This is a genomic window from Thiohalocapsa halophila (genome assembly GCF_016583825.1).
In the GTDB taxonomy this organism is placed as follows: Bacteria; Pseudomonadota; Gammaproteobacteria; order Chromatiales; family Chromatiaceae; genus Thiohalocapsa; species Thiohalocapsa halophila.
In genome coordinates this window covers 1-19,182 of sequence record NZ_NRRV01000033.1, presented here as the reverse complement: position 1 = coordinate 19,182, position 19,182 = coordinate 1, and the positions used below count along the sequence as shown (strand labels likewise).

The following is a 19,182-nucleotide window of genomic DNA, read 5'->3' as shown; positions in this document are numbered from 1 at the left end:
CGCACTTCGCACCATCCCCCACCGAGCCATCTCACGCGTGACGCTGTCAGCCACACCAAACATTGAAAGCTGATCCGGAACAGAGCCATGGACCCCCAATCCCTCATCGCCATCGCTTCCATCTTCACCGCCGGCATCACCATCGCCATCGGCGCCATCGGCCCGGCACTCGGCGAGGGCCGGGCCGTCGCGCAGGCGCTGACGGCCATGGCCCAGCAGCCGGACGAGTCCGCGACCATCACCCGCACGCTGTTCGTCGGGCTGGCGATGATCGAGTCCACGGCCATCTACTGCTTCGTGGTGTCCATGATCCTGATCTTCGCGAATCCGTTCTGGAACCAGGTCGCCGGCGCCGGCTGAGGACGGGCCCATGCAGATCGACTGGCTCACCGTCGCCGCCCAGATCGTCAACTTTCTGGTCCTGGTGTGGCTGCTGAAGCACTTTCTCTACGGGCCGGTGACGGCGGCCATGGCCCGCCGCGAGGACCGCATCGCCGAGCGCGTCAACTCCGCCCGCGAGCGCGAGGACGCCGCCGAGCGCGAGCGCGAGCGCCTGCACGAGCGCATGGAGCGCCTGGAGGACCGCCGCGATGCCGTGCTGGAGCAGGCCCGCGAGGAGGCCGAGTCCGAGAAGCAGCGCCTGCTGGAGGAGGCCCGCGCCGACGTGGACGACAAGCGCGAGCACTGGCGCCAACAGCTGCGCGACGAGCAGGACGCCTTCGCCAAGCAGCTGCGCCGGCAGACGGCCGAGGGCTTCGCGGACCTGGCCCGCAAGGCGCTGTCGGACCTCGCCGACGTGCGGCTGGAGGACCGCATGGTGGAGACCCTGGGGGCGCGGCTGGTCGGGCTTGCCGAGGACGAGCGCGAGCAATTCCGCGGCGCCGGCGAGCTCGTCGTCAGCACCGGCTTCGAGCTCGACGACGAGCGCCGCGCGCGCCTCACCGAGCTGGTCCAGGAACACCTCGGCGACGACAGGCAGCCCGGCTTCGAGCAGGACCCGGAGCTGGTCTGCGGTATCGCCCTGACCGCCGGCGGACGCCGACTCGCCTGGAGCCTGGCGGACTACCTGGACGGCTTCGAGCGCAAGCTCACGGCGCACCTGGACCACCGACAGCGCGAGAGCGCCGACACCGAATCCAAAACCGAATCCGATGCCGAGCGAGAAACAGCGGCGACATCGAGCTGACCGCAAGCCGTCGCGGCCAGAGGCCGCTCCCACGGCATCCGATCGCATGTGGGAGCGGCATCCTTGCCGCGACACGCCGCGGCCAGCGCCCTGGAAGCCATCGCGGCCAGAGGCCGCTCCCACAGCGGCGACCGCATGTGGGAGCGGCATCCCTGCCGCGACAGGCCGCGACCAGCGCCCTGGAAGTCATCGCGGTCAGAGGCCGCTCCCACAGCGGCGATCGCATGTGGGAGCGGCATCCCTGCCGCGACACGCCGCGGCAGGCGCCCTGGAAGCCATCGCGGCCAGAGGCCGCTCCCACAGCGGCGATCGCATGTGGGAGCGGCATCCTTGCCGCGACAGGCCGCGGCCAGCGCCCTGGAAGCCGTCGCGGCCAGAGGCCGCTCCCACAGCGGCGGTCGCATGTGGGAGCGGCATCCTTGCCGCGACGCGCCGCGGTCGGCGCCCTGGAAGCCGTCGCGGCCAGAGGCCGCTCCCACAGGCGATTGGCGCACCGTACGCCGTACTCCGTACTCCGTACTCCGAAACTTCAAACTTCAAACTTCAAACTTCAAACTTCAAACTTCAAACTTTCCCACCATGCTTACCCAAACCCTCGACCAAGCCTTCACGGACATCGGCGACGCCGTCGCCGAGACCAAGGGCGAGCCCGCGGTGGACGATGTCGGCACCCTGCTGGCCGTAGGCGGCGGCATCGCCCGCATCGGCGGGCTGCCGCGGTTGGGCTTCGAGGAGCTGGTGGAGCTGCCGGAGGGTGTGCTCGGGCTGGCGGTGAATCTGGACGAGGCGGACCTGGGCGTCGTGCTGCTCGGCCACAGCGAGCATCTGCGCCCCGGCGTGCGCGTGCGCGCCACCGGCCGGGAGGCGGACACGCCCGTGGGCGAGGCGCTGCTGGGCCGGGTCATCGATGCCACCGGCCGCCCGCTGGACGGCGGCGGCGTGCCCAAGACCCGCGAGCGTCGGCCCATCGAGCGCCCGGCGCCCGCCATCATGGACCGCGCGCCGGTGAGCGTGCCGCTGATGACCGGCATCAAGGCGGTGGACGCCATGATCCCCATCGGCCGCGGCCAGCGCGAGCTCATCGTCGGCGACCGCCAGACCGGCAAGTCGCAGGTGGCGCTGGACGCCATCATCAACCAGCGCCGCGAGGCCGCGGGCGGCGACGGCGCCCGTGACGTCATCTGCATCTATTGCGCCATCGGCCAGCGCGGCACCGCGGTGGCGCGGGCCGTCGAGAGCCTGCGGCGGGAGGATGCGATGGCGCACAGCATCGTCGTCGCCGCCTCCGGCGAGGACCCGCCGGGGCTGCAGTTCGTCACGCCCTATGCGGCGACAGCCATGGGCGAGTACTTCATGGACCAGGGCCGCGACGTGCTCATCGTCTACGACGACCTGACACGCCATGCCCGCGCCTACCGCGAGCTCTCCCTGTTGCTGCGCCGCCCGCCGGGCCGCGAAGCCTTCCCGGGCGACATCTTCTACATCCACTCGCGCCTGCTGGAGCGGGCGACGCATCTGATCGAGGAGCGCGGCGGCGGCTCGCTGACGGCGCTGCCCGTGGTCGAGACCCAGGCGCAGGACATCAGCGCCTACATCCCGACCAATCTCATCTCTATCACCGACGGCCAGATCTATCTGTCGCCAACGCTGTTCCGCAAGGGCATGCTGCCGGCCATCGACATCGGCCGCTCGGTGTCGCGCGTCGGCGGCAAGACCCAGTATCCGAGCTTTCGCCGGGTCTCGGGCGACCTCAAGCTCGCCTATACCCAGTTCGAGGAGCTGGAGACCTTCGCGCGCTTCGCCACCCGGCTCGACGAGCGCACCAAGCGCCGCATCGAGCACGGCCGCCGGGTGCGGCAGATCCTGCGTCAGGACGCCGCAAGCCCCCTCGCCGCCTGGCAGCAGATCGCCGTGCTGCTGGCCACCCAGGAAGGTCTGCTGGACGACATCCCCCTGGACGCCGTCGCCGAGGCCGAGCAGCGCATCCGCGAGCGCGTGCAGGCCGAGCACGCCGACCTCTGCGAGCGCATCGACACCGGCCGCGAGCTGAACGACGACGCCTGGGAGACACTGACGGAGACCGCCCGGTCCGCCATCGCGGACCTGCCGGCGGCGGACTGACGGCGAGCATCGCGACGGCCAGCATCCCGGGAGCGATCATCATGGCCAGCATCGAATCGCTGAAACAGCGCATGGAGAACCTGGACGATCTGCAGCAGATCGTGCGCACCATGAAGGCGCTGTCCGCCGTCAGCATCCGCCAGTACGAGCAGGCCGCCGCCGCGCTGGCCGAGTACGAGGGCAGCGTCGAGCTGGGACTGCGGGCGGTGCTGCGAGAGACGCCGACGGCCGCCGCGCCGAGCAGCGCCGACGGCGGTGGGGGCGATGGGTTGGGCGACGACTTGGGCGATAGGTCGGGCGATGAGTCGGGCGACAGGTCCGACGCGACGGACGCGGTCATCGTCCTCGGCACCGACCACGGCCTCTGCGGGCGCTTCAACGAGGTCATTGTCGAGCATGTCCAGCAGCAGGTCACGGATGCCGCCGTAGTGCGCCACTGGCTCGCCGTCGGCGAGCGCGTCGCACCCAGCCTGGAGTCCGTCGCCGGCAACGGCACGGAGATCTTCCCGACCCCCAGCTCCGCGGCGGGCATCACCGCCATCGTGCAGCGGCTGCTGCTGCGCGTGGACGCCTGGCAGTCCGAGGGCGTCGAGCGGGTCCAGCTCTACCACAACCGCCCCACGGGCCGCTCCGGCTACGAGCCGCACGGCCAGCGCCTGTTCCCGCTGGACCCTGCCCGCTTCCGCCAGCGCGCGCAGGCACCCTGGCCGTCGCGCCGGCTGCCGCTCTACACCCTGCCCCGCGGCCTGCTGGTGGGACACCTGCTGCGTCAGCACTATTTCAGCGTGCTCTTTCGCGCCTGTGCCGAGTCCCTGGCCGCCGAGCACGGCAGCCGCCTCAAAGCCATGCAGGCCGCGGAGAAGAACCTGGACGAGCGCCTGGAGGACATCACCGGCCGCTACCGCCGCGAGCGCCAGGCCGCCATCACCAGCGAGCTGCTGGACGTCGTCGCAGGCTTCGAGGCGGCGTCTTGACGCCGCGGCAGTCCGAGCCGGTGGGTCATCGTCGCCCACACGAACACAAGAGAGCCACAGCGCTACAGGAGGCAGGTAAACCCTTCCTGTTTGAAGTGTTCGTCGTTCGTGAGCACCTCGCTCAGCCCTTCCCGGCGCAGGGCCTCCATCGAGATACAGTCGGTCAAGCTGTAACCCTTGTCGGGACGGGCTTGATACAGTCGGAATCCGGCGAGAAAGCCCTCGCGGGTATAGCAGGTGTCAGCAAGGACAGCGCGCATCAGTCGCGCTTGGGGGCGCCATAGAGATAATGGTCATGCTGGGCCGCGCCATCCACGGGGACACTGTCCAGCGCATCCGTCGGGATATCGCGCACGAGATCCTCGGCGACTTCCCAGATCGGCTTTGTTTCCGCAGCATCGTCCTCGGCGGTCTCCAACACCAATGTGACTTCTTGGTGCTCTTCGAGCCGCACCGGCTCCAAGGGGCGAAAGACGCCATGCTCATAGACAGCTTTCAAGTGCTGTGTCATTGCAAACCTCAGTGTACGAAAATCCCGAGATCCCGGGGATGATGATACTGGACGAGCGCCTGGAAGACATCACCGGGAGGACATCACCGGGAGCACATCACCGGCCGCTACCGGCGCGAGCGCCAGGCCGCCATCACCAGTTCGGGTCTTGGCGGGGCGCGACCCCAGCTACCAGGGACCGTTAAGCGATCAGGAGCACAGGCATGCATCCGTCGATCCGCAGCGTGTCGCACCGGTCCGCGCTATCGAAACTGAGCCTCGGCATGGGTTGCGCCGCCTCCGGCTGCACTGCGCAGGCACGGCGCCGGGCCCCCTGGCTCGTCATCGGCCTGCTGGTGCTCACCACCAACGCCTGCGCCCGGGGCCCCGGCGCTCAGGCCGCGGTTACGCCGGATGATTTGGCACCTGCGCCGCCTGCCATCGAATGGCAGGCACCGGTGGCCATCGCCTCCGGCGACGCCGACATCGGCCCCTGGCGGATGAACCAGTCCCGCTTCCACTATGTCGATGATCCGGCGGTCGCGGTGACGGCTGCCGGCTCCGCCGCTGTGATCTGGGTGGACAACGAGCGCAAGGATGTCTTCAGCTGCAAAGCCCCCGGTGACAGTCGTCGACGAAAGTCGGACTTTCGAGCCCCGAAGACGGGTCAGCGCAATTCCTCCGCCGAAGGGCTACTCTCGAGGTCGTTGGCTTCAGCTGCATCCCCGATGGCCCTCGCTCGTGCCTGCGACTACCCTTGTGGCAACCGGCAAACGGGCCTCGAGGGGGCACGATCCGTTCATACCTTGACATGCCCGCGTGTTACTGAGCCCGACCAGCACGAACGCAAAGCTGAACCCTGTACCAACTAGTTGCCCAGCGATCCTCCATGCCAAGCGGCAGAACGCCCAAGCCCATGATCGTGACGCTCCGGCAGATCATGCGGCAGGTGTCCGCCGCAACGACCCTGGACGACGCGGCTGCGGTCCTGGTCCGGCAAGCGAGTCAAGCCGTGCCGATCGATGCCTGCGCAATCTTCCTCAAAGACGCAGCGCGGGATGCCTACCCCCTGGTCGCCGCCCAGGGGCTGAGCCAGAGCGCAATCGCGGGCCTGCCGGAGAGCCGGGATGGGGCGCTCGTCAGGCTCGTCGGCGAGCGGCTCGAGCTCGTCCTCGACCCGGACGCCAAGGGACGGCTGCGGGATGTCCCCGAGCGTCCGGGGCACCCCGGCATCGGGCGCTTCATCGGCGCCCCGCTCATCCACTACCGCCGACTGCTCGGTGTGCTGGCGGCGTGGCGCACCTCCGGCCAGCCCTTTGCGCGCGACGAGATCGGCTTCTTTGTCAGTCTGGGGGCGCAGCTCGCCAAAGCGGTGCATGAGGCCGAGGCGGTGGACGGCGTCGAGCGGCTTCTGCGCGGGGAGACAGGGGGGAATCCATTCATCCACGGTGTTTCCGCGGCGCGGGGACTGGCTATCGGCAAGGGCCGTCTGGTCAGCGCACACCCGCGCTTGGACACCATCCCCGATCACCCGGCGGCGGACGCGACGGCGGAGGAGTCGGCATTCCTGACCGCCATCGCCGCAGCGCAAGCCGAGCTGCGGCAGGCGGGCGAGGGCTTGGCGGGGCGGGTGCCCGATGCAGTGCGGGCCTTGTTCGATGTACAGGTCATGCTCTTGGGCGACGCTGCGCTGGTGCAAGAGACGCTCGAAGGCATCCGGGCGGGCAACTGGGCCCCCGGCGCCTGGCGCTCGACCATTGCGCATCATGCTCTGGTGTTCGAGCAGATGGACGATGCCTATCTGCGCGAGCGTGCCGCCGACATTCGCGACATCGGCCAGCGCGTGCTCGCGCACATGCAAACGCGCATGGAGCCGGCGGCCTTGTCAGAGCCCTGTATTCTCATCGGAGAGACGCTCGGACTGGCGGAGATCGCGGCCATCCCCCGCGGCTGTCTGGCCGGACTGGTGGCATTGCGCGGCTCGCCGCTCTCGCACATGGCCGTGCTGGCACGCGCGCTCGGCATCCCTGCAATCGTCGGCCTGGCGAGGACATCCGCCGGCTCCCTGGAAGGCCGCTCCATCGCCATCGACGGCGATGAGGGGCGACTCTATGTGGAGCCCTCGAGGACGCTGGTGGCCAAGCTCCAACAGCGTCTGCGCGACGCCGAGACCCGCTCCCGACAGCTGCTGTCGCTCTGCGATCTTCCCGCAGAAACCCTGGACCGGGTGCGCATGCCGCTGCTGGCCAACATCGGCTTCGCCGCCGACGGCCCGGGCGCCCGGGCTATGGGTGCCGAGGGCGTTGGCCTCTACCGCACGGAATACAGCTTTCTGCTCGGCGAAACCCTGCCCGTCGAGGAGGCGTTGTTGCAGGAGTATCGCGAGGTCCTGACGAGCTTTGCGCCCCTGCCGGTCACGCTGCGCACGCTCGACGTCGGCGGCGATAAGGTGCTGCCCTATCTTCCCCTGCGGGAAGACAATCCCTTCCTCGGCTGCCGCGGGATCCGCTTCTCATTGGATCAGCCCGAAATCTTCCTGATTCAGCTGCGTGCGATGCTGCAAGCGAATGCCGGCCTGGGCAACCTGCGGATACTCGTGCCGATGATCGCCACCGTCGGCGAGCTGGACGAGGCCTTGGGGCTGCTGGCTCGGGCGGAGCGGGAGCTCGTCGCGGAGGGATTGGCGGCGCAACGCCCGCAGGTGGCGGTCATGGTCGAGGTGCCCGCAGCCGTCTTTCTCGTCGGGGCGATGGCGGACCGGGTCGATGCATTCTCCATCGGCACCAACGATCTGACGCAGTATATCCTCGCTGTCGATCGGAACAATATCCAGGTCAGCACGCCCTATGACAGCCTCCATCCCGCCGTGCTCGACGCAGTACGAAACGTTGTGAGCGCGGCCCACCGCCACGCCAAACCGGTCAATGTCTGCGGCGAGCTGGCGGGCGACCCGGCCGGCGCGCTCCTGCTGCTTGGGCTCGGCGTGGACAGCCTCAGCATGAGCCCCGCATTGCTTGGCGAAGTCAAGCGGGTGATCCGTTGCTGCAAGCAGGCCGATGCCCGCCGCCTCGCAGAAGCAGGGCTCGCGATGGCGGACGGCTTCGCGATCAGTAGGCATGTGCACGCCGAGCTGGACAGGATCAAGCATTGCTCGGGCTCCGGATGAGCACATCTCGCGCCGGATCCCGGTCAAGCCATCAATGAGTCGACTGTCGAGCCGCGAGCGCCCCTGAATTTCGACCCGCGCCCGCGCCTACCAAGGTGACTCATGCAACGCTATCGCATCCTGCACCGCACCTACTACAGCTTCTCGGGCGAGGTACAGCTCGGCCCGCACAGCCTGCGTCTGCGACCACGGGAAGATCACGAGGTCCGCATCGAGTCGGCGGCGCTGACCATCACGCCCACCGCCGTGCTGCGCTGGCAGCGCGATGTCGAGGACAACTCGGCGGCGATTGCAACCTTCGACACACCAGCCAGCCAAGCACATCCCCGTGGCCGTGGCGCGGCTGCCGGAGTCCGTCCCGCCGGTTGCCGGCAGCTACGTCGGCATGCCGGGAGCCGGCCTAAGCGTCGGTGCCTGGGTATCGCAGCTCCAGCCAAGGACGCGGCAGCGGATGCTGGCAGGGCCACCCCACCAGGCGGTGGCCGAAAACGAGGCGCCGGCGGCACGGACGATGGCTGCGATGCCAACGTTCCTGAAAAGCTTGGTCATGCGCAATCTGCGTCTCGGGCTGGTGCGGGCGAGTACGCACGGTGCTCGCCGCTCCGGGATGGAGGGCGCCGTGAAGGAAAGGTCTGAAAACGAAGGCCCCGACGCGAATACTCCTTGCTATTGAGGTCAGAGCGAGTATCTTGAGGCAATCCGACTTGACTAGTCGGGCTTTGGGCGCGCTGGCGAAGTCTCGCTGACACACATCCGTCGCAGCGTGCCCTTCACCACACTCAAGGAGCAACCACCGTGTCAAAATCCCAACGAATCAGTCGGGAACCGAAGAAACAGGCACAACTGACCCCGAAGGAAAAGAAAGCGGCCAAGCGGGCGAAGAAGCATTCCGGAGATTCCGTCCCCTTGATTGTTAAGAGCTCCTGAGCTCAAGCCATGACCGGTGTCCCTGACAGCGGACCCGATGCCGGTACCAAAAGCGGCTGCCGCACTGCCATCGGGGCCCCACGCCTTGTGCCAAGAGCCGGTTAGGCTTGCCTTTAGGCTGCGTCTACTGATGCCAGCAGCTCGGCCACCGTCGTCTCCAGGAGGCAGACGCTCTCATCGCAGGCCCCGTAATAAATGAAGACTCGGCCATCCTCCCAGGTCACCACACCGTTGCAGAACACCACGTTGGGGAAGAAGCCATCGGTCTCGTAGGGCATCTCCGGCCTGAGTATGGGTATGCTGCCCCGCTTGAGGACCCGCCAGGGCTGTTCCAGATCCAGGAGCACGGTGAACAGACTGTAGATCTGGTTGCGGCCTTTGGCGTGGTATAGCTGCAGCCATCCCTGCGGTGTCTTGATACAGGGCGCGCCGCCGCCGATCTTCATCTCTTCCCAGAAGGTGTCCCGCGGTCGCAGAATACACTGGTGATTGCCCCAATGGATGAGGTCCGGCGATTCCGCGTACCAGATGGACGGCCTTCCGAAGCCACTGTTATTGGGACGGTGCAAGGCACGATACAAGCCGTCGATGCTCTCAGGGAAGATGGATACGTCCTTATTCTGCACGGTGAAGATCAGCCCGCGCCGCTCGATGGTCCGAAAGTCCCGGGTCGTGGCCAGGGCGGTGCCCCAGCCGTCGGGAGAGACGCAGGTGTAGTTGATGGCGAAGGTATCCCCGAAGCGCGTCACGCGCGCATCCTCTACGCCGAAGCATTCGCTGGCGTCGCCCGGGAAGATGAACGGCGTATCATCCACCTGAAAGCTCACCCCATCCCGACTCCTGGCGATGCGGATGTGGCTCATGGTGGAGAGGTAATCCAGGCCCTTGTAGACGATGCCCCGGGTGTCCTTCAGCGCCACGTCGGGGTCGTCGAGGGACAGCTCCAGAATCTCGGGACGGCCCACCCCGGCTTCGATGCTGGCCACGGGCACCGCTACGCGGCCTTCCCGCGCCGGACAGTCCTCCGCCACGCGCAGGAGCAGCAGCACCTCGCCGTCGAACCGAACTGCCGCCGGGTTGAAGGCACCGCGTACGCGGTAGCCCGGCGCCGAGGGGACGACCTGATCGGGCTCGATGAGGGGATTGCGCGGGTGTCTCTGCATGGTCCCGCCCCCTCAGGCCGTCGGTACTGGGCGATAGGCCACCGGGCGGTCCCCGCCGGATGACTCGCCATAACCCTCCGGCTCGGGGAAGTACACATACTCGGCCTTGCCATAGGGGACGGTGATAACCGAGTGATAGACATCGATGTGCCGGGCGGCGATGTGCCTCCACGCCGCATGCTCGCTCACGTAGTGCTGGATGTTCGTCTGGCAGCGGCGACGCAGCGCCTCGTCGTCGAGCAACTGGAGGATGCGATCCGGGTACTCGGCTTCGCTCTCACACAACAGGCCGGCCTCGACCCGCTCCAACAGGGCCCGGAAGGCGGGCAAGCTCGAAAGGACGACGGGGCGCTGCAGCGCGAAGCACTGGGAGAGTATCCCACTCTGGCCACCCTGCTCATAAGGCAGCACTACCACGTCTGCGGCGGACATGATGGTGTCGAAGGTGTACTGGGGAAACTGGCCGCGCAGGATACGGATGCGATCGGCATAGGGCGACGCGTTGAGCTTGGTGAACAGCTCGCGCCGATAGGCGTCGTATTCGATACCGCGGTCCTTGCCCGCGACCACAAGCACGGCATTCGCATCCCGCTCGGCAATCTCCGAGAACCGGTCGACGACCTTGTGGAAGCCCTTGCTGGGACGGAAATAACCCGAGAGCAGAATGACCTTCTTGCCCTCCAGCCCCAGCTTCGACTTGGCATCGGTGATCGGCACCAGATCCCGAATGCCGTGCTCGATCACGTGGATCGCGTGGTCTTTGCCGAAGTGGCGCACGAGAGTCTCTTTCTGAAACGCCTCGTGCACGATGATGGCAGAGCTCTCGTCCACGATGTGCTTCAGCAGCCGGTGCTCCTTTTCGTTGAGCTCTTCGTGCACGGTGTGCAAGGTGGTCACCACCGGGATGCCGGCCAGGCGATAGAGCAAAATGAGCTGGATGACTTCCACACCCTTCTGGGGACCATAGAGCCCATACTCGTGCTGAACGTGCATGACGTCCGGTGTCATGCGGACACTCGTGGAGTACAGATCGGCGGCAAAGGACGACGCGTGGGGGTGGTAGAGGGGGAAGACGTGATCTCCCTCGGCACCGAACTGACTGATGACAAAGGTTTCGTTCCTTGCCGACCGCAGCGTGTTGTTGAGCTGCTCGGTATAAGTGGCAATGCCGCACTCGATGGGTGGATAGGTCGAGACGAATCCGATTCTCATAGCTGCTGTCCTCTCTGCGGTTGCAGGCAAACAATGGGAGCGCCCTCTGGGGCATCGATGCGCTGACGAGAAGCGCCCAACGCGGCGGGACGCTTGTCTGTTGTGCCCGCGACCTGATCAGGGGCCACTTGCCAACAATTCAGCGAGCAAATCATTCATCTCCACCGTAGCAAAGGTGCTCGCATAATCCGACATCGCATAGGGCAGAATCAGGCGCCCCGCGTGCACCGCTGCGCCGCAACTGTAAACAACGTTGGGGACGTATCCCTCGCGCTCCTTCTCGTCCGGGCTCAAAAGGGGCTCACGCAGTCTGCCAATGATCTTTGCGGGGTTTTCCAGGTCAAGGAGTATGGCACCGATGGTATATCGGCGAACGGGGCCGACGCCGTGGGTCAGCACCAGCCAGCCGGCCTCGGTCTCGATTGGCGAGCCGCAGTTCCCTAGCTGCACATACTCCCAGGTGTAAGTCGGTCGCATGAGCAGCTCCTTGGTGAACCAGAAGTGCAACATGTCCGAGTACATCAGGTAGATGTTCTCGTTATCCTGACGGGAGAGCATGGCGTAGCGCCCGTTGACCTTGCGCGGAAACAATGCCATGCCTTTGTTCTTCACTTCCGGGCCGTTCAGGGTACTGCTCTTGAAGTGCAGGAAATCCTGCGTTTCCAAAAGCTGCGGAAAGAAGATCTCACCGTCGAATGCCGTGTAAGTGGCGTAGTAGGTGCGCGCGCCGTCCTCCTCCCGAAATTCAACAAAGCGCGCGTCCTCGATCCCTTTGCGCTCTGCCGCGGTGGACGGCAGGATGACCCGCGCCGAGAGTGCTTTGCGCGCGTCGAACTCGATCTCGTAGTTGGCTCGGGCCAAGGCAACCATGCCATTAGCGACATCGGCGTGATCCTGCCGACTGCCTCGCTCCTCCTGCAGGGCGAGCCCCAACCGCGTCTCCAGTGCTTCCAGGGTGAATTCCGCGCCCAGCGTTTCGAGGATACCCCGGGCAAAGTCGTCGAGCAGACCGAGCTCGAACAGCTTCTTGCCGAAGAGGTTTCCCTCATAGCACCGACTCGGGCGGATTTCCGGAATGTCCGCGTGGGGTACGACGGGATCGATGCTGACACAGCCGTTGGGGTCCACCGAGCCCGAGCGGAAGGTGATACAGGACGTGGCCCCCTCCCCCAGGGAGCGCAGACTGAGGACGAAGCGCTTGTGGCCCCGGGCCAAGCCGCTCTGGTCCGGGTGCCATACCATGGAGGGATTGAACAGGGCCGAGGACTCGAGAGAATACTCCTGCGTGAAGTAGGCTCCGATCAGCTGTTTTCTGTCCTCGGAGAAGGGCATATCCAGGAGTGCGAAGCGCTGAACGCTCGTGAACCGCTTTAGCAGCATTCCTTTCAGGTCCAGATGGCGCGACCTGAATTCCGCAAGCAGGCGTTCTAGCTCCTGACGCACTTGGGAATCCGAGAGCGCACAGATGCGGCTGATGATCTTGGTGCAGCGCTCCTGGGAATCGGGTGCGAACGGGCGAAACAGGACGCGCCTGGGCTCGGGCCGGAGGGTGAGGTCGACTCGGGTGACTTTCATATGCTGCCGGCCGTGATCCGGCAGTTCGGCCTAGCCTGATTGTCGGGCCTCCTGGCGTCGGCCCGACCTACACTGAAGCGCCTGCGAAGGGACAGTACGCGATTGTTGCCCGGCCTCGTGAGCATCGAAGCCAGACCCGTGCGGCTGGTTGGACTCACGATCAGCGCCCGGCAGCGCATGATCCTCGCCTAGGATTAAGGCGCATGCGCCTGGGCAGGCTCACCGAGAAGAGCCAAAGCGGCTACATAGGCTGGTTGGGGGACTACAACCGATTTTTCAGCAACGTTGCGCGTTATCGGATCCAAGTCCCGTCGTAGTATTCCCTGCCCGAATCGTTCATCACGTAATGCCGGGCGGCAAATGATATGTTGGCCGTATCTCTTGCCGTGATCGCGTCATCGAAATCGGCGTACTGAGCCACTTCGATCTGAACATACGCGGAAGATGCACCGGGCGCAGGACGTCCGGCTTTTGAACGTTTGCATTTCATCAATGTGTACATTTGTTTCTGGCCATAACCGTCAAGTGGGTGTTGCGTCGTGCGCCGGCAGACATTTGTGGCCGCCTCATCATTTGAGTATACGCGCAACTTGCCAACCCAGCGCTGTATTCTGTCTCTCCTCCTGCCGGCGCAGGCAAACTTTTTCGCGGCACTGCACCGAGCACGATGTCCACCACGCCAAGGCCCAAGCGTTCGCGGGCTGCAAGCCAGTCTTGGAGCACGCAAAAGGGGGTCGCGGCGGGCCCGGTGAAGTAAAAGCCCGGGGCGACGGCGTTTGAGGGGTCGCTGTCGTGTGCAGCCGGTAGCGCCGGCGTGGGTGCCCCGGCTCGCTCACGATGCCGGCGTTGTGGCCGCCGGTGGTCAGCAAAGGTCGTGAGCGATGCGACGCAGCCCTGCGATCTGGTGGTCGGAGCCATGCTGGAGACGGTGGGGGGCGCGCTCTTGGTGGACCACTTCCTCGCGGCGTCCGCGCTGGTCGGCATCGGGCTGAACGATCTCATGCAGTCGCTGTACGGAGCGGACCGGGATCTGGCCCAGCTGCGCGACGAGCTGGACCCCTACGCCCCGGGCGTGTATCGACTTTTGGCCCAGGTTGCCCAGCTGGCCGGCGCCGATGTGGACCGGGTCCAGCTCTGCGGCATCCTGCCGCAGCTGCCGGGCGTGCTGCCGGTGCTGCTCGGCCTGGGCTACCGGACCTTCTCGGTGGACGTGGCCCATGCGCCCTACCTGGCCCAGACCGCGGCGGCTCGCAGCTGCACGCAAGACAGCGCGCTCGCGCAGGCCGTGACCACCGCAGATTCGGTGCGCGAGGTCAAACGCCTGCTCGGGCTCGCCGAGGATCACTGATCCAGCCAGAGCTCGATACCACGCACCGTGCGGCGAAGTCGGATGCGGCCCGCATAGGGCGTGTGCATCCGGTAGAAGGTGGCAAGGGGCATCTCCAGGGCAAGGGCGATCGCGGACCGGATCACGCCCAGATGGCAGACCAGGAGCACATGCCCCTCCGGATGCTCATCGAAGATCGCCAGGATGCCTTCCCGGACCCGCGCGTAGAACCTGTCCAACGGCTCGGCGCCCGGCGGGCGGTGATTGACGGCATCCCGGAAGAAGGCGACGTAGGCTTGCGGATCGGCATCGCGGATCTCGTCGTGGCGGCGCCCCTCCCAGGACCCGAAGCCCACCTCTCGCAGGCGCGGATCGACCACCAGCGGCAGGTCCGAACGCTTTGCGATCACCTCCGCGAAATCCCGGCACCGGCGCAACGGCGAGGTCACCACATGGGTCCAATCCGATGTCTGCGCGACGGCGGCCCACATCTGCGCCCAGCCAAGCTCGCTCAGGGGATCATCGACGCCGTCGCCGCGGTAGCGCACACCGCCTCGGGGCTCGCCGTGTCTCAAGAGGTCGATGGTGCTCATGGGGTGCCTTCAGCGCCGATGGAGCTTACCGCTGGGAATGATAACCACTGTTTGCAGGGTTGCCTCCGATTTTTGGCCAGGATGGCCAATCAATCCGCCTCTCCCTAGCCAGTCCGCTGCGAGCGTCACTCCGCGTAGCCGATGCCGTAGCCGCGCGAATCCCGGGCGAAGAAGGGTGAGCGCCCGCGCGGCACCACGACGATGCCCGACGGCGTGACGATCCAGTTGCGCTGGTCCTCCTCCGGATCGAGGCCGATGCGGGAGCCGTGCTCGATCAGGTTGTGCCTGTCGATGATGGCGTGCTTGAGGCGCGCCCCGCGACCGATGCGGGTGTAGTCCATGATGATGCAGTCCTCCACTTCCGCACCCTCCTCGATCACCGCCTCACGGCGCACGATGCTATTGGTCACCCGGGCGTCCTCGATGACCGCCGCGGCACCGATCAGGGTGTTGTCGATGTGTCCGCGCCGCACCTTGGCCACCGGCCCCTGGTAATTGCTGGAGAACACCGGCCACTGGGGATTGAACATGTCGAGGGCGGGCTCGTCGCCCAGGACATCTTGGTGCGCGGCGAAATAGGCGTCGATGGTACCGACGTCGCGCCAGTAGGCATGCTCCTCGTAGGGCTTCGTGCCCGGTACTCGATTGTCCGCGAAGTTGTAGGCGAAAATGCGTTTCGACGTCAGCATCCGCGGCAGCACGTCGGTGCCAAAGTCCTTGCCCCCGTAGCGCTCGGCATCCCGCAGCGCCCGCACCAGACAGCTGGCGGTGAAGACGGTGTAGATGCCGGAGTTGACCAGATTGCTCAGCACGAAGTCGACGATCCGATACCGCGAGCCGAAGGGCACCGCCGGCTTCGAGCGCTTCTCCGTCAGCGGCATCAGCCGGGAGCCTTGGCCGCCCGCCATGACCATGGCCATGACCTTGGTGGCGCTGGGGGTGCGTGCTGGCTGCTTCCGCATCGTTGAGGTCTCCGTGTGGTTGGCGCGTCTCGAGCACCGCGGCGCGCCGGCACCGAGCGGCGCACCGCGGCGAGAGAGGGGCTCGAGCCTGAAAAACGCAAGGATCGGGCCCTCTCGCGCCCGAGCCGCGGCAGGTCGCTCATCGGCGGTGAGCGCCCTGCGGCCATCACCCAGCTTCCGCGGATGTTCCGGCAGCCGCCGCGGACTCGCCCGCACGACGAGCGCGCCAGCGCTGGTCCAAAACCCCAGCTGGCGGGTTCATTGCAACCGTCCGACCACCCGGGCACACCGCTTCGTGCGAGCAGTGGACCGCCGAGCGGAAAATCTGGTGCACTTGCGGTTGTTGCTCGCATTGGCACGCTCGATGCCCCGGTGTCTGCTGGAGGCGGCGTCTCGACTCCCACCGGCCTGCTCGCATGACCATGATCCGAATCCGCAGCACAGCTCGCGCCGGCCACCCGAGCCCGGTGGCTGCACTCGCCGCCGCACTGCTGCTGGCGCTCGTCGTCGGCCTGGCCGGCTGCGACGGCGGGGCGCCGGCGGTGCCGACCCTGAGCTGGTACGTGTTCGACGAGCCCTCCGGCGCCTTTGCCGAGGCGGCGCAGCGCTGCGCCGAGCAGTCCGACGGCGCTTATCAAGTGGTGGTGCAGCCGCTGCCGGCGGACGCGGACCGCCAGCGCGAGCAGCTGGTGCGCCGGCTGGCGGCGGGCGACAGCGCCATCGACCTCATCGGCATGGACGTCATCTGGACACCGGAGCTCGCCGCCGCGGGCTGGATCCTGCCCTGGCCCGAGGAACTGGCCCAACAGGCCCGCGCCGGGCGCATCCAAGCCACCGTGGACAGCGCCGGCTGGGAGGATCGGCTGTGGGCGGCGCCCTTCACCACCAACACCCAGCTCCTGTGGTATCGCACCGACCGGGTGGATGCGCCGCCCGCGACCTGGGATGCGATGATCCGCCGGGCCGAGCGGCTCGGCGCCCAGGGCAGCATCCAGGCCCAGGGCGCGCGCTACGAGGGCCTTACGGTGCTGTTCGTGTCGCTGCTGGCGTCCGCCGGCGGCAGCGTGCTGAGCGCCGACGGCAGCGAGCCTGCGCTGCCGGAGGGGCCCACGCGCCGGGCACTGGCGGTGATGCGCCGGCTCGCGCGCTCGCCGGCGACGCCGCCCGGGCTCGCCAGCGCCCGCGAGGATCAGGCGCGGCTCGCCTTCGAGGCGGGCGGAGCCGCCTTCATGGTCAACTACACCTATGTCTGGCCGAGCGCCCGGGCCAATGCGCCCGCCGTCGCCCGGCACATGCAGTGGGCGCGCTGGCCGGCGGTGGAGCCGGACCGCCCGAGCCGCGTCGCCATCGGCGGCATCAACCTCGGCGTCGGCGCCTACACGGAGCATCCAGCGCTCGCCTTGCGGGCCGCCGCCTGCATCGCCGGCGCCGAGAATCAGCGTCTCGCCGCCCGGCGCGGCGGACTGCCGCCGACGACGGCGGCGCTCTATGATGACCCGGCGGTGCGGGAGACCTTCCCGTTCGCCGACCTGCTGCGGGCGACACTCAAGGACGCGGTGCAGCGCCCGCGCACACCGCTCTACAACGATGTCTCGCTGGCCATCAGCCGCACCCTGCATCCAATGGCCGACATCGACCCGGCGCGCGACACGGCGCGGCTGCGCGAGGCCGTGTCGCGGGCGCTCCACTCCCGGGGCCTGCTATGACCACAATCGCCCATGAAGCCCGCTGATCCCGCCGAAGAACGCCTGGGCTGGCTCCTGTGCAGCCCGGCGGTGCTGGCCATGCTGGTGGTGACGGCCTACCCGATCCTCTACGCCGTCTGGCTGTCGCTGTTTCGCTACGACCTGCGCTTTCCGGACGAGCGCGCCTTCGTCGGGCTCGCCAACTATGCGAGCGTGCTGACCTCGCCGGTGTGGTGGGAGTCCCTCGCCAACACGGCCATCATCACCCTGGGCTCGGTGAGCCTGGAGCTGGCGCTGGGCATGGGGCTTGCGCTGGTGATGCACCGGGTGCTGTTCCTGCGCCGCACCCTGCGCGCGGCGGTGCTGGTGCCCTATGCCGTCATCACCGTGGTGGCCGCACTGGCGTGGAAGTTCGCCTTCGACCCGGTCACGGGCTTCGTGAACCCCTGGCTGGGTGTGGAGCATGCTTGGCTGACGGAGCGCTGGTCCGCCTTCGTGGTGATCATCCTGACCGAGGTCTGGAAGACGACCCCGTTCATGGCCCTGCTGCTGCTGGCGGGCCTGACCCTGGTGCCGCAGGACCTGCTAGACGCGGCGCGGGTGGACGGCGCCAATGCCGTGCAGCGCTTCTTCCGCGTGACGCTGCCGCTGATGAAGAACGCCCTGCTGGTGGCGCTGCTGTTCCGCACCCTGGACGCCTTTCGCATCTTCGACACCGTCTATGTGCAGACCCGCGGCGCCCAGGGCACCGAGACCGTCTCCATCGTCGGCTATCACGCATTGGTGACCCGGCTCAACCTCGGGCTCGGCTCCACGGTGTCGGTGCTGATCTTCGCCTGCGTCATCGCCATCGCCGTGCTTTTCGTGCGCGGCTTCGGGGCGAGCTTCTCGGCGGGGGATGACGGGGGGAGCGAAGCATGACGGCGCGCCCCGGCCTGCTGGACCGGCTCTTTTGGCGCCTCGGCAGCCTGCTGATCATCGTCTATGCGCTGCTGCCCATGGCCTGGATTCTGTCCCTGTCGCTGAAGCCCGCGGCGGATCTGGCCGACAAGCGCTTCGTGCCGCAGCGCGTCAGCCTGGAGCACTACCGCGCCATCTTCGCCGACGATCAATTCCCGGCGGCGCTGTGGAACTCCATCGGCATCGCCAGCATCGCCACGCTGCTCGCGGTGCTGCTGGCGATGTTCGCGGCCTATGCCATCGTGCGGCTGCGCTTTCGCGGCCGGCAGCTGGTGCTGGCGGCGGCGCTGTCCATCGCCATGTTCCCGCCGGTGGCGGTCATCGGCCCGCTGTTCGAGCTCTGGCGCAACCTCGGGCTGTACGACACCTGGCCGGGGCTGATCCTGCCCTACATGACCTTTACGCTGCCGCTGGCCATCTGGACCCTCTCGGCCTTCTTCCGCGAGATCCCCTGGGACCTGGACCAGGCGGCGCGAGTGGACGGGGCCACGCGGCGGCAGGCCTTCCGCCATGTCGTCGTGCCGCTGGCGGCGCCCGGCGTCTTCACCGCCGCGATCCTGGTGTTCATCTTCGCCTGGAACGACTTCCTGTTCGCCGCGGCGCTCACCTCCACCAACGACGCCCGCACGGTGCCCGCCGCCATCGCCTTCTTCACCGGCAGCTCCCGCTTCGAGCTGCCCACCGGCTCCATCGCCGCGGCCTCGGTGGTGGTCACGGTGCCCGTGACCTTGCTGGTGGTGGTCTTCCAGCGGCGCATCGTCGCCGGACTGACGGCGGGAGCGGTCAAGGGGTGAGAGCAGCCTCCAGTAGGCTCTAGGGGCTAGGGGCTGGCGGCTGGGGG

At 67.2% G+C, this 19,182-nt stretch carries 17 protein-coding genes; 11 read left to right on the top strand and 6 right to left on the bottom strand.

Annotated features, from left to right (window positions below; genetic code table 11):
- The first annotated feature begins 87 nt into the window (after positions 1 to 87).
- From CKO31_RS14240 to CKO31_RS14225, 4 genes are all read left to right on the top strand, one after another.
- Positions 88 to 360 (top strand): F0F1 ATP synthase subunit C, encoded by a 273-nt coding sequence (locus tag CKO31_RS14240; protein WP_200238666.1) that lies wholly within the window; start codon positions 88 to 90, stop codon positions 358 to 360.
- A gap of 10 nt (positions 361 to 370) precedes the next feature.
- Positions 371 to 1,186 (top strand): F0F1 ATP synthase subunit B family protein, encoded by an 816-nt coding sequence (locus CKO31_RS14235; protein ID WP_200238663.1) that lies wholly within the window; start codon positions 371 to 373, stop codon positions 1,184 to 1,186.
- A 579-nt stretch (positions 1,187 to 1,765) separates the two neighbouring features.
- Positions 1,766 to 3,307, top strand: a complete 1,542-nt coding sequence (locus CKO31_RS14230; RefSeq protein WP_200238661.1) for an alternate F1F0 ATPase, F1 subunit alpha — start codon at positions 1,766 to 1,768, stop codon at positions 3,305 to 3,307.
- Positions 3,308 to 3,348: 41 nt separating this feature from the next.
- Positions 3,349 to 4,281, top strand: coding sequence for a F0F1 ATP synthase subunit gamma (locus CKO31_RS14225; protein ID WP_200238658.1), 933 nt, complete (start codon positions 3,349 to 3,351; stop codon positions 4,279 to 4,281).
- A 259-nt stretch (positions 4,282 to 4,540) separates the two neighbouring features.
- Here the strand turns inward: CKO31_RS14225 and CKO31_RS14220 are convergent, their stop codons facing one another.
- Positions 4,541 to 4,780 carry an antitoxin family protein gene (locus CKO31_RS14220; protein WP_200238656.1) on the bottom strand — a complete coding sequence of 80 codons (240 nt, stop codon included), beginning with the start codon at positions 4,778 to 4,780 and terminating at the stop codon, positions 4,541 to 4,543.
- Positions 4,781 to 4,995: 215 nt separating this feature from the next.
- On the opposite strand from CKO31_RS14220, the gene CKO31_RS14215 reads away from it, so the two are divergent.
- The 3 genes from CKO31_RS14215 to CKO31_RS27665 all read left to right on the top strand — a co-directional run bounded on the left by CKO31_RS14215 (position 4,996) and on the right by CKO31_RS27665 (position 8,573).
- The gene (locus CKO31_RS14215) at positions 4,996 to 5,643 is read left to right on the top strand and encodes a hypothetical protein (RefSeq protein WP_200238653.1); all 648 of its coding nucleotides are present in this window, start codon (positions 4,996 to 4,998) and stop codon (positions 5,641 to 5,643) included.
- Positions 5,644 to 5,660: 17 nt separating this feature from the next.
- Positions 5,661 to 7,937, top strand: a complete 2,277-nt coding sequence (gene ptsP, locus CKO31_RS14210) for a phosphoenolpyruvate--protein phosphotransferase (protein WP_200238650.1) — start codon at positions 5,661 to 5,663, stop codon at positions 7,935 to 7,937.
- Between the two features lie 102 nt (positions 7,938 to 8,039).
- A complete protein-coding gene (locus CKO31_RS27665; protein ID WP_200238647.1) occupies positions 8,040 to 8,573 on the top strand; it encodes a transglutaminase N-terminal domain-containing protein in 534 nt (177 codons plus the stop codon).
- Positions 8,574 to 8,977: 404 nt separating this feature from the next.
- On the opposite strand, the gene CKO31_RS14200 is transcribed toward CKO31_RS27665, so the two are convergent.
- From CKO31_RS14200 to CKO31_RS14190, 3 genes are all read right to left on the bottom strand, one after another.
- A complete protein-coding gene (locus tag CKO31_RS14200; protein ID WP_200238644.1) occupies positions 8,978 to 10,027 on the bottom strand; it encodes a glycoside hydrolase family 130 protein in 1,050 nt (349 codons plus the stop codon).
- 12 nt (positions 10,028 to 10,039) lie between these two features.
- Positions 10,040 to 11,239 carry a glycosyltransferase gene (locus CKO31_RS14195; protein WP_200238642.1) on the bottom strand — a complete coding sequence of 400 codons (1,200 nt, stop codon included), beginning with the start codon at positions 11,237 to 11,239 and terminating at the stop codon, positions 10,040 to 10,042.
- Positions 11,240 to 11,356: 117 nt separating this feature from the next.
- On the bottom strand, positions 11,357 to 12,814 hold the full coding sequence (locus CKO31_RS14190; RefSeq protein WP_200238640.1) for a glycoside hydrolase family 130 protein: 1,458 nt from the start codon (positions 12,812 to 12,814) through the stop codon (positions 11,357 to 11,359).
- Between the two features lie 874 nt (positions 12,815 to 13,688).
- Between CKO31_RS14190 and CKO31_RS14185 the strand changes: the two genes are divergently transcribed.
- The gene (locus CKO31_RS14185; protein WP_200238637.1) at positions 13,689 to 14,162 is read left to right on the top strand and encodes a putative PEP-binding protein; all 474 of its coding nucleotides are present in this window, start codon (positions 13,689 to 13,691) and stop codon (positions 14,160 to 14,162) included.
- On the opposite strand, the gene CKO31_RS14180 is transcribed toward CKO31_RS14185, so the two are convergent.
- Together CKO31_RS14180 and CKO31_RS14175 are read right to left on the bottom strand one after the other, a co-directional pair.
- Positions 14,156 to 14,734 (bottom strand): histidine phosphatase family protein, encoded by a 579-nt coding sequence (locus CKO31_RS14180; protein WP_200238634.1) that lies wholly within the window; start codon positions 14,732 to 14,734, stop codon positions 14,156 to 14,158. The genes CKO31_RS14185 and CKO31_RS14180 overlap by 7 nt on opposite strands.
- A gap of 125 nt (positions 14,735 to 14,859) precedes the next feature.
- A complete protein-coding gene (locus CKO31_RS14175) occupies positions 14,860 to 15,696 on the bottom strand; it encodes a GlgC family sugar phosphate nucleotidyltransferase (RefSeq protein WP_200238631.1) in 837 nt (278 codons plus the stop codon).
- Positions 15,697 to 16,112: 416 nt separating this feature from the next.
- Between CKO31_RS14175 and CKO31_RS14170 the strand changes: the two genes are divergently transcribed.
- The 3 genes from CKO31_RS14170 to CKO31_RS14160 are packed head-to-tail and all read left to right on the top strand — an operon-like array spanning position 16,113 to position 19,135.
- The gene (locus CKO31_RS14170; protein WP_242475379.1) at positions 16,113 to 17,402 is read left to right on the top strand and encodes an ABC transporter substrate-binding protein; all 1,290 of its coding nucleotides are present in this window, start codon (positions 16,113 to 16,115) and stop codon (positions 17,400 to 17,402) included.
- A 12-nt stretch (positions 17,403 to 17,414) separates the two neighbouring features.
- On the top strand, positions 17,415 to 18,302 hold the full coding sequence (locus CKO31_RS14165) for a carbohydrate ABC transporter permease (protein WP_200238627.1): 888 nt from the start codon (positions 17,415 to 17,417) through the stop codon (positions 18,300 to 18,302).
- Positions 18,299 to 19,135 carry a carbohydrate ABC transporter permease gene (locus CKO31_RS14160; RefSeq protein ID WP_200238625.1) on the top strand — a complete coding sequence of 279 codons (837 nt, stop codon included), beginning with the start codon at positions 18,299 to 18,301 and terminating at the stop codon, positions 19,133 to 19,135. Before CKO31_RS14165 ends, CKO31_RS14160 begins: the two co-directional genes overlap by 4 nt.
- Positions 19,136 to 19,182: the final 47 nt, after the last annotated feature.

What these genes read in the sequence shown, in the direction of transcription:
- CKO31_RS14190 (WP_200238640.1), bottom strand. Translation starts at nt 12,814, where the DNA reads ATGAAAGTCACCCGAGTCGACCTCACCCTCCGGCCCGAGCCCAGGCGC.
- CKO31_RS14235 (WP_200238663.1), top strand. Translation starts at nt 371, where the DNA reads ATGCAGATCGACTGGCTCACCGTCGCCGCCCAGATCGTCAACTTTCTG.
- CKO31_RS14175 (WP_200238631.1), bottom strand. Translation starts at nt 15,696, where the DNA reads ATGCGGAAGCAGCCAGCACGCACCCCCAGCGCCACCAAGGTCATGGCC.
- CKO31_RS14240 (WP_200238666.1), top strand. Translation starts at nt 88, where the DNA reads ATGGACCCCCAATCCCTCATCGCCATCGCTTCCATCTTCACCGCCGGC.
- ptsP (WP_200238650.1), top strand. Translation starts at nt 5,661, where the DNA reads ATGCCAAGCGGCAGAACGCCCAAGCCCATGATCGTGACGCTCCGGCAG.
- CKO31_RS14170 (WP_242475379.1), top strand. Translation starts at nt 16,113, where the DNA reads ATGACCATGATCCGAATCCGCAGCACAGCTCGCGCCGGCCACCCGAGC.
- CKO31_RS14180 (WP_200238634.1), bottom strand. Translation starts at nt 14,734, where the DNA reads ATGAGCACCATCGACCTCTTGAGACACGGCGAGCCCCGAGGCGGTGTG.
- CKO31_RS14225 (WP_200238658.1), top strand. Translation starts at nt 3,349, where the DNA reads ATGGCCAGCATCGAATCGCTGAAACAGCGCATGGAGAACCTGGACGAT.
- CKO31_RS14230 (WP_200238661.1), top strand. Translation starts at nt 1,766, where the DNA reads ATGCTTACCCAAACCCTCGACCAAGCCTTCACGGACATCGGCGACGCC.
- CKO31_RS14195 (WP_200238642.1), bottom strand. Translation starts at nt 11,239, where the DNA reads ATGAGAATCGGATTCGTCTCGACCTATCCACCCATCGAGTGCGGCATT.
- CKO31_RS14160 (WP_200238625.1), top strand. Translation starts at nt 18,299, where the DNA reads ATGACGGCGCGCCCCGGCCTGCTGGACCGGCTCTTTTGGCGCCTCGGC.
- CKO31_RS27665 (WP_200238647.1), top strand. Translation starts at nt 8,040, where the DNA reads ATGCAACGCTATCGCATCCTGCACCGCACCTACTACAGCTTCTCGGGC.
- CKO31_RS14215 (WP_200238653.1), top strand. Translation starts at nt 4,996, where the DNA reads ATGCATCCGTCGATCCGCAGCGTGTCGCACCGGTCCGCGCTATCGAAA.
- CKO31_RS14165 (WP_200238627.1), top strand. Translation starts at nt 17,415, where the DNA reads ATGAAGCCCGCTGATCCCGCCGAAGAACGCCTGGGCTGGCTCCTGTGC.
- CKO31_RS14200 (WP_200238644.1), bottom strand. Translation starts at nt 10,027, where the DNA reads ATGCAGAGACACCCGCGCAATCCCCTCATCGAGCCCGATCAGGTCGTC.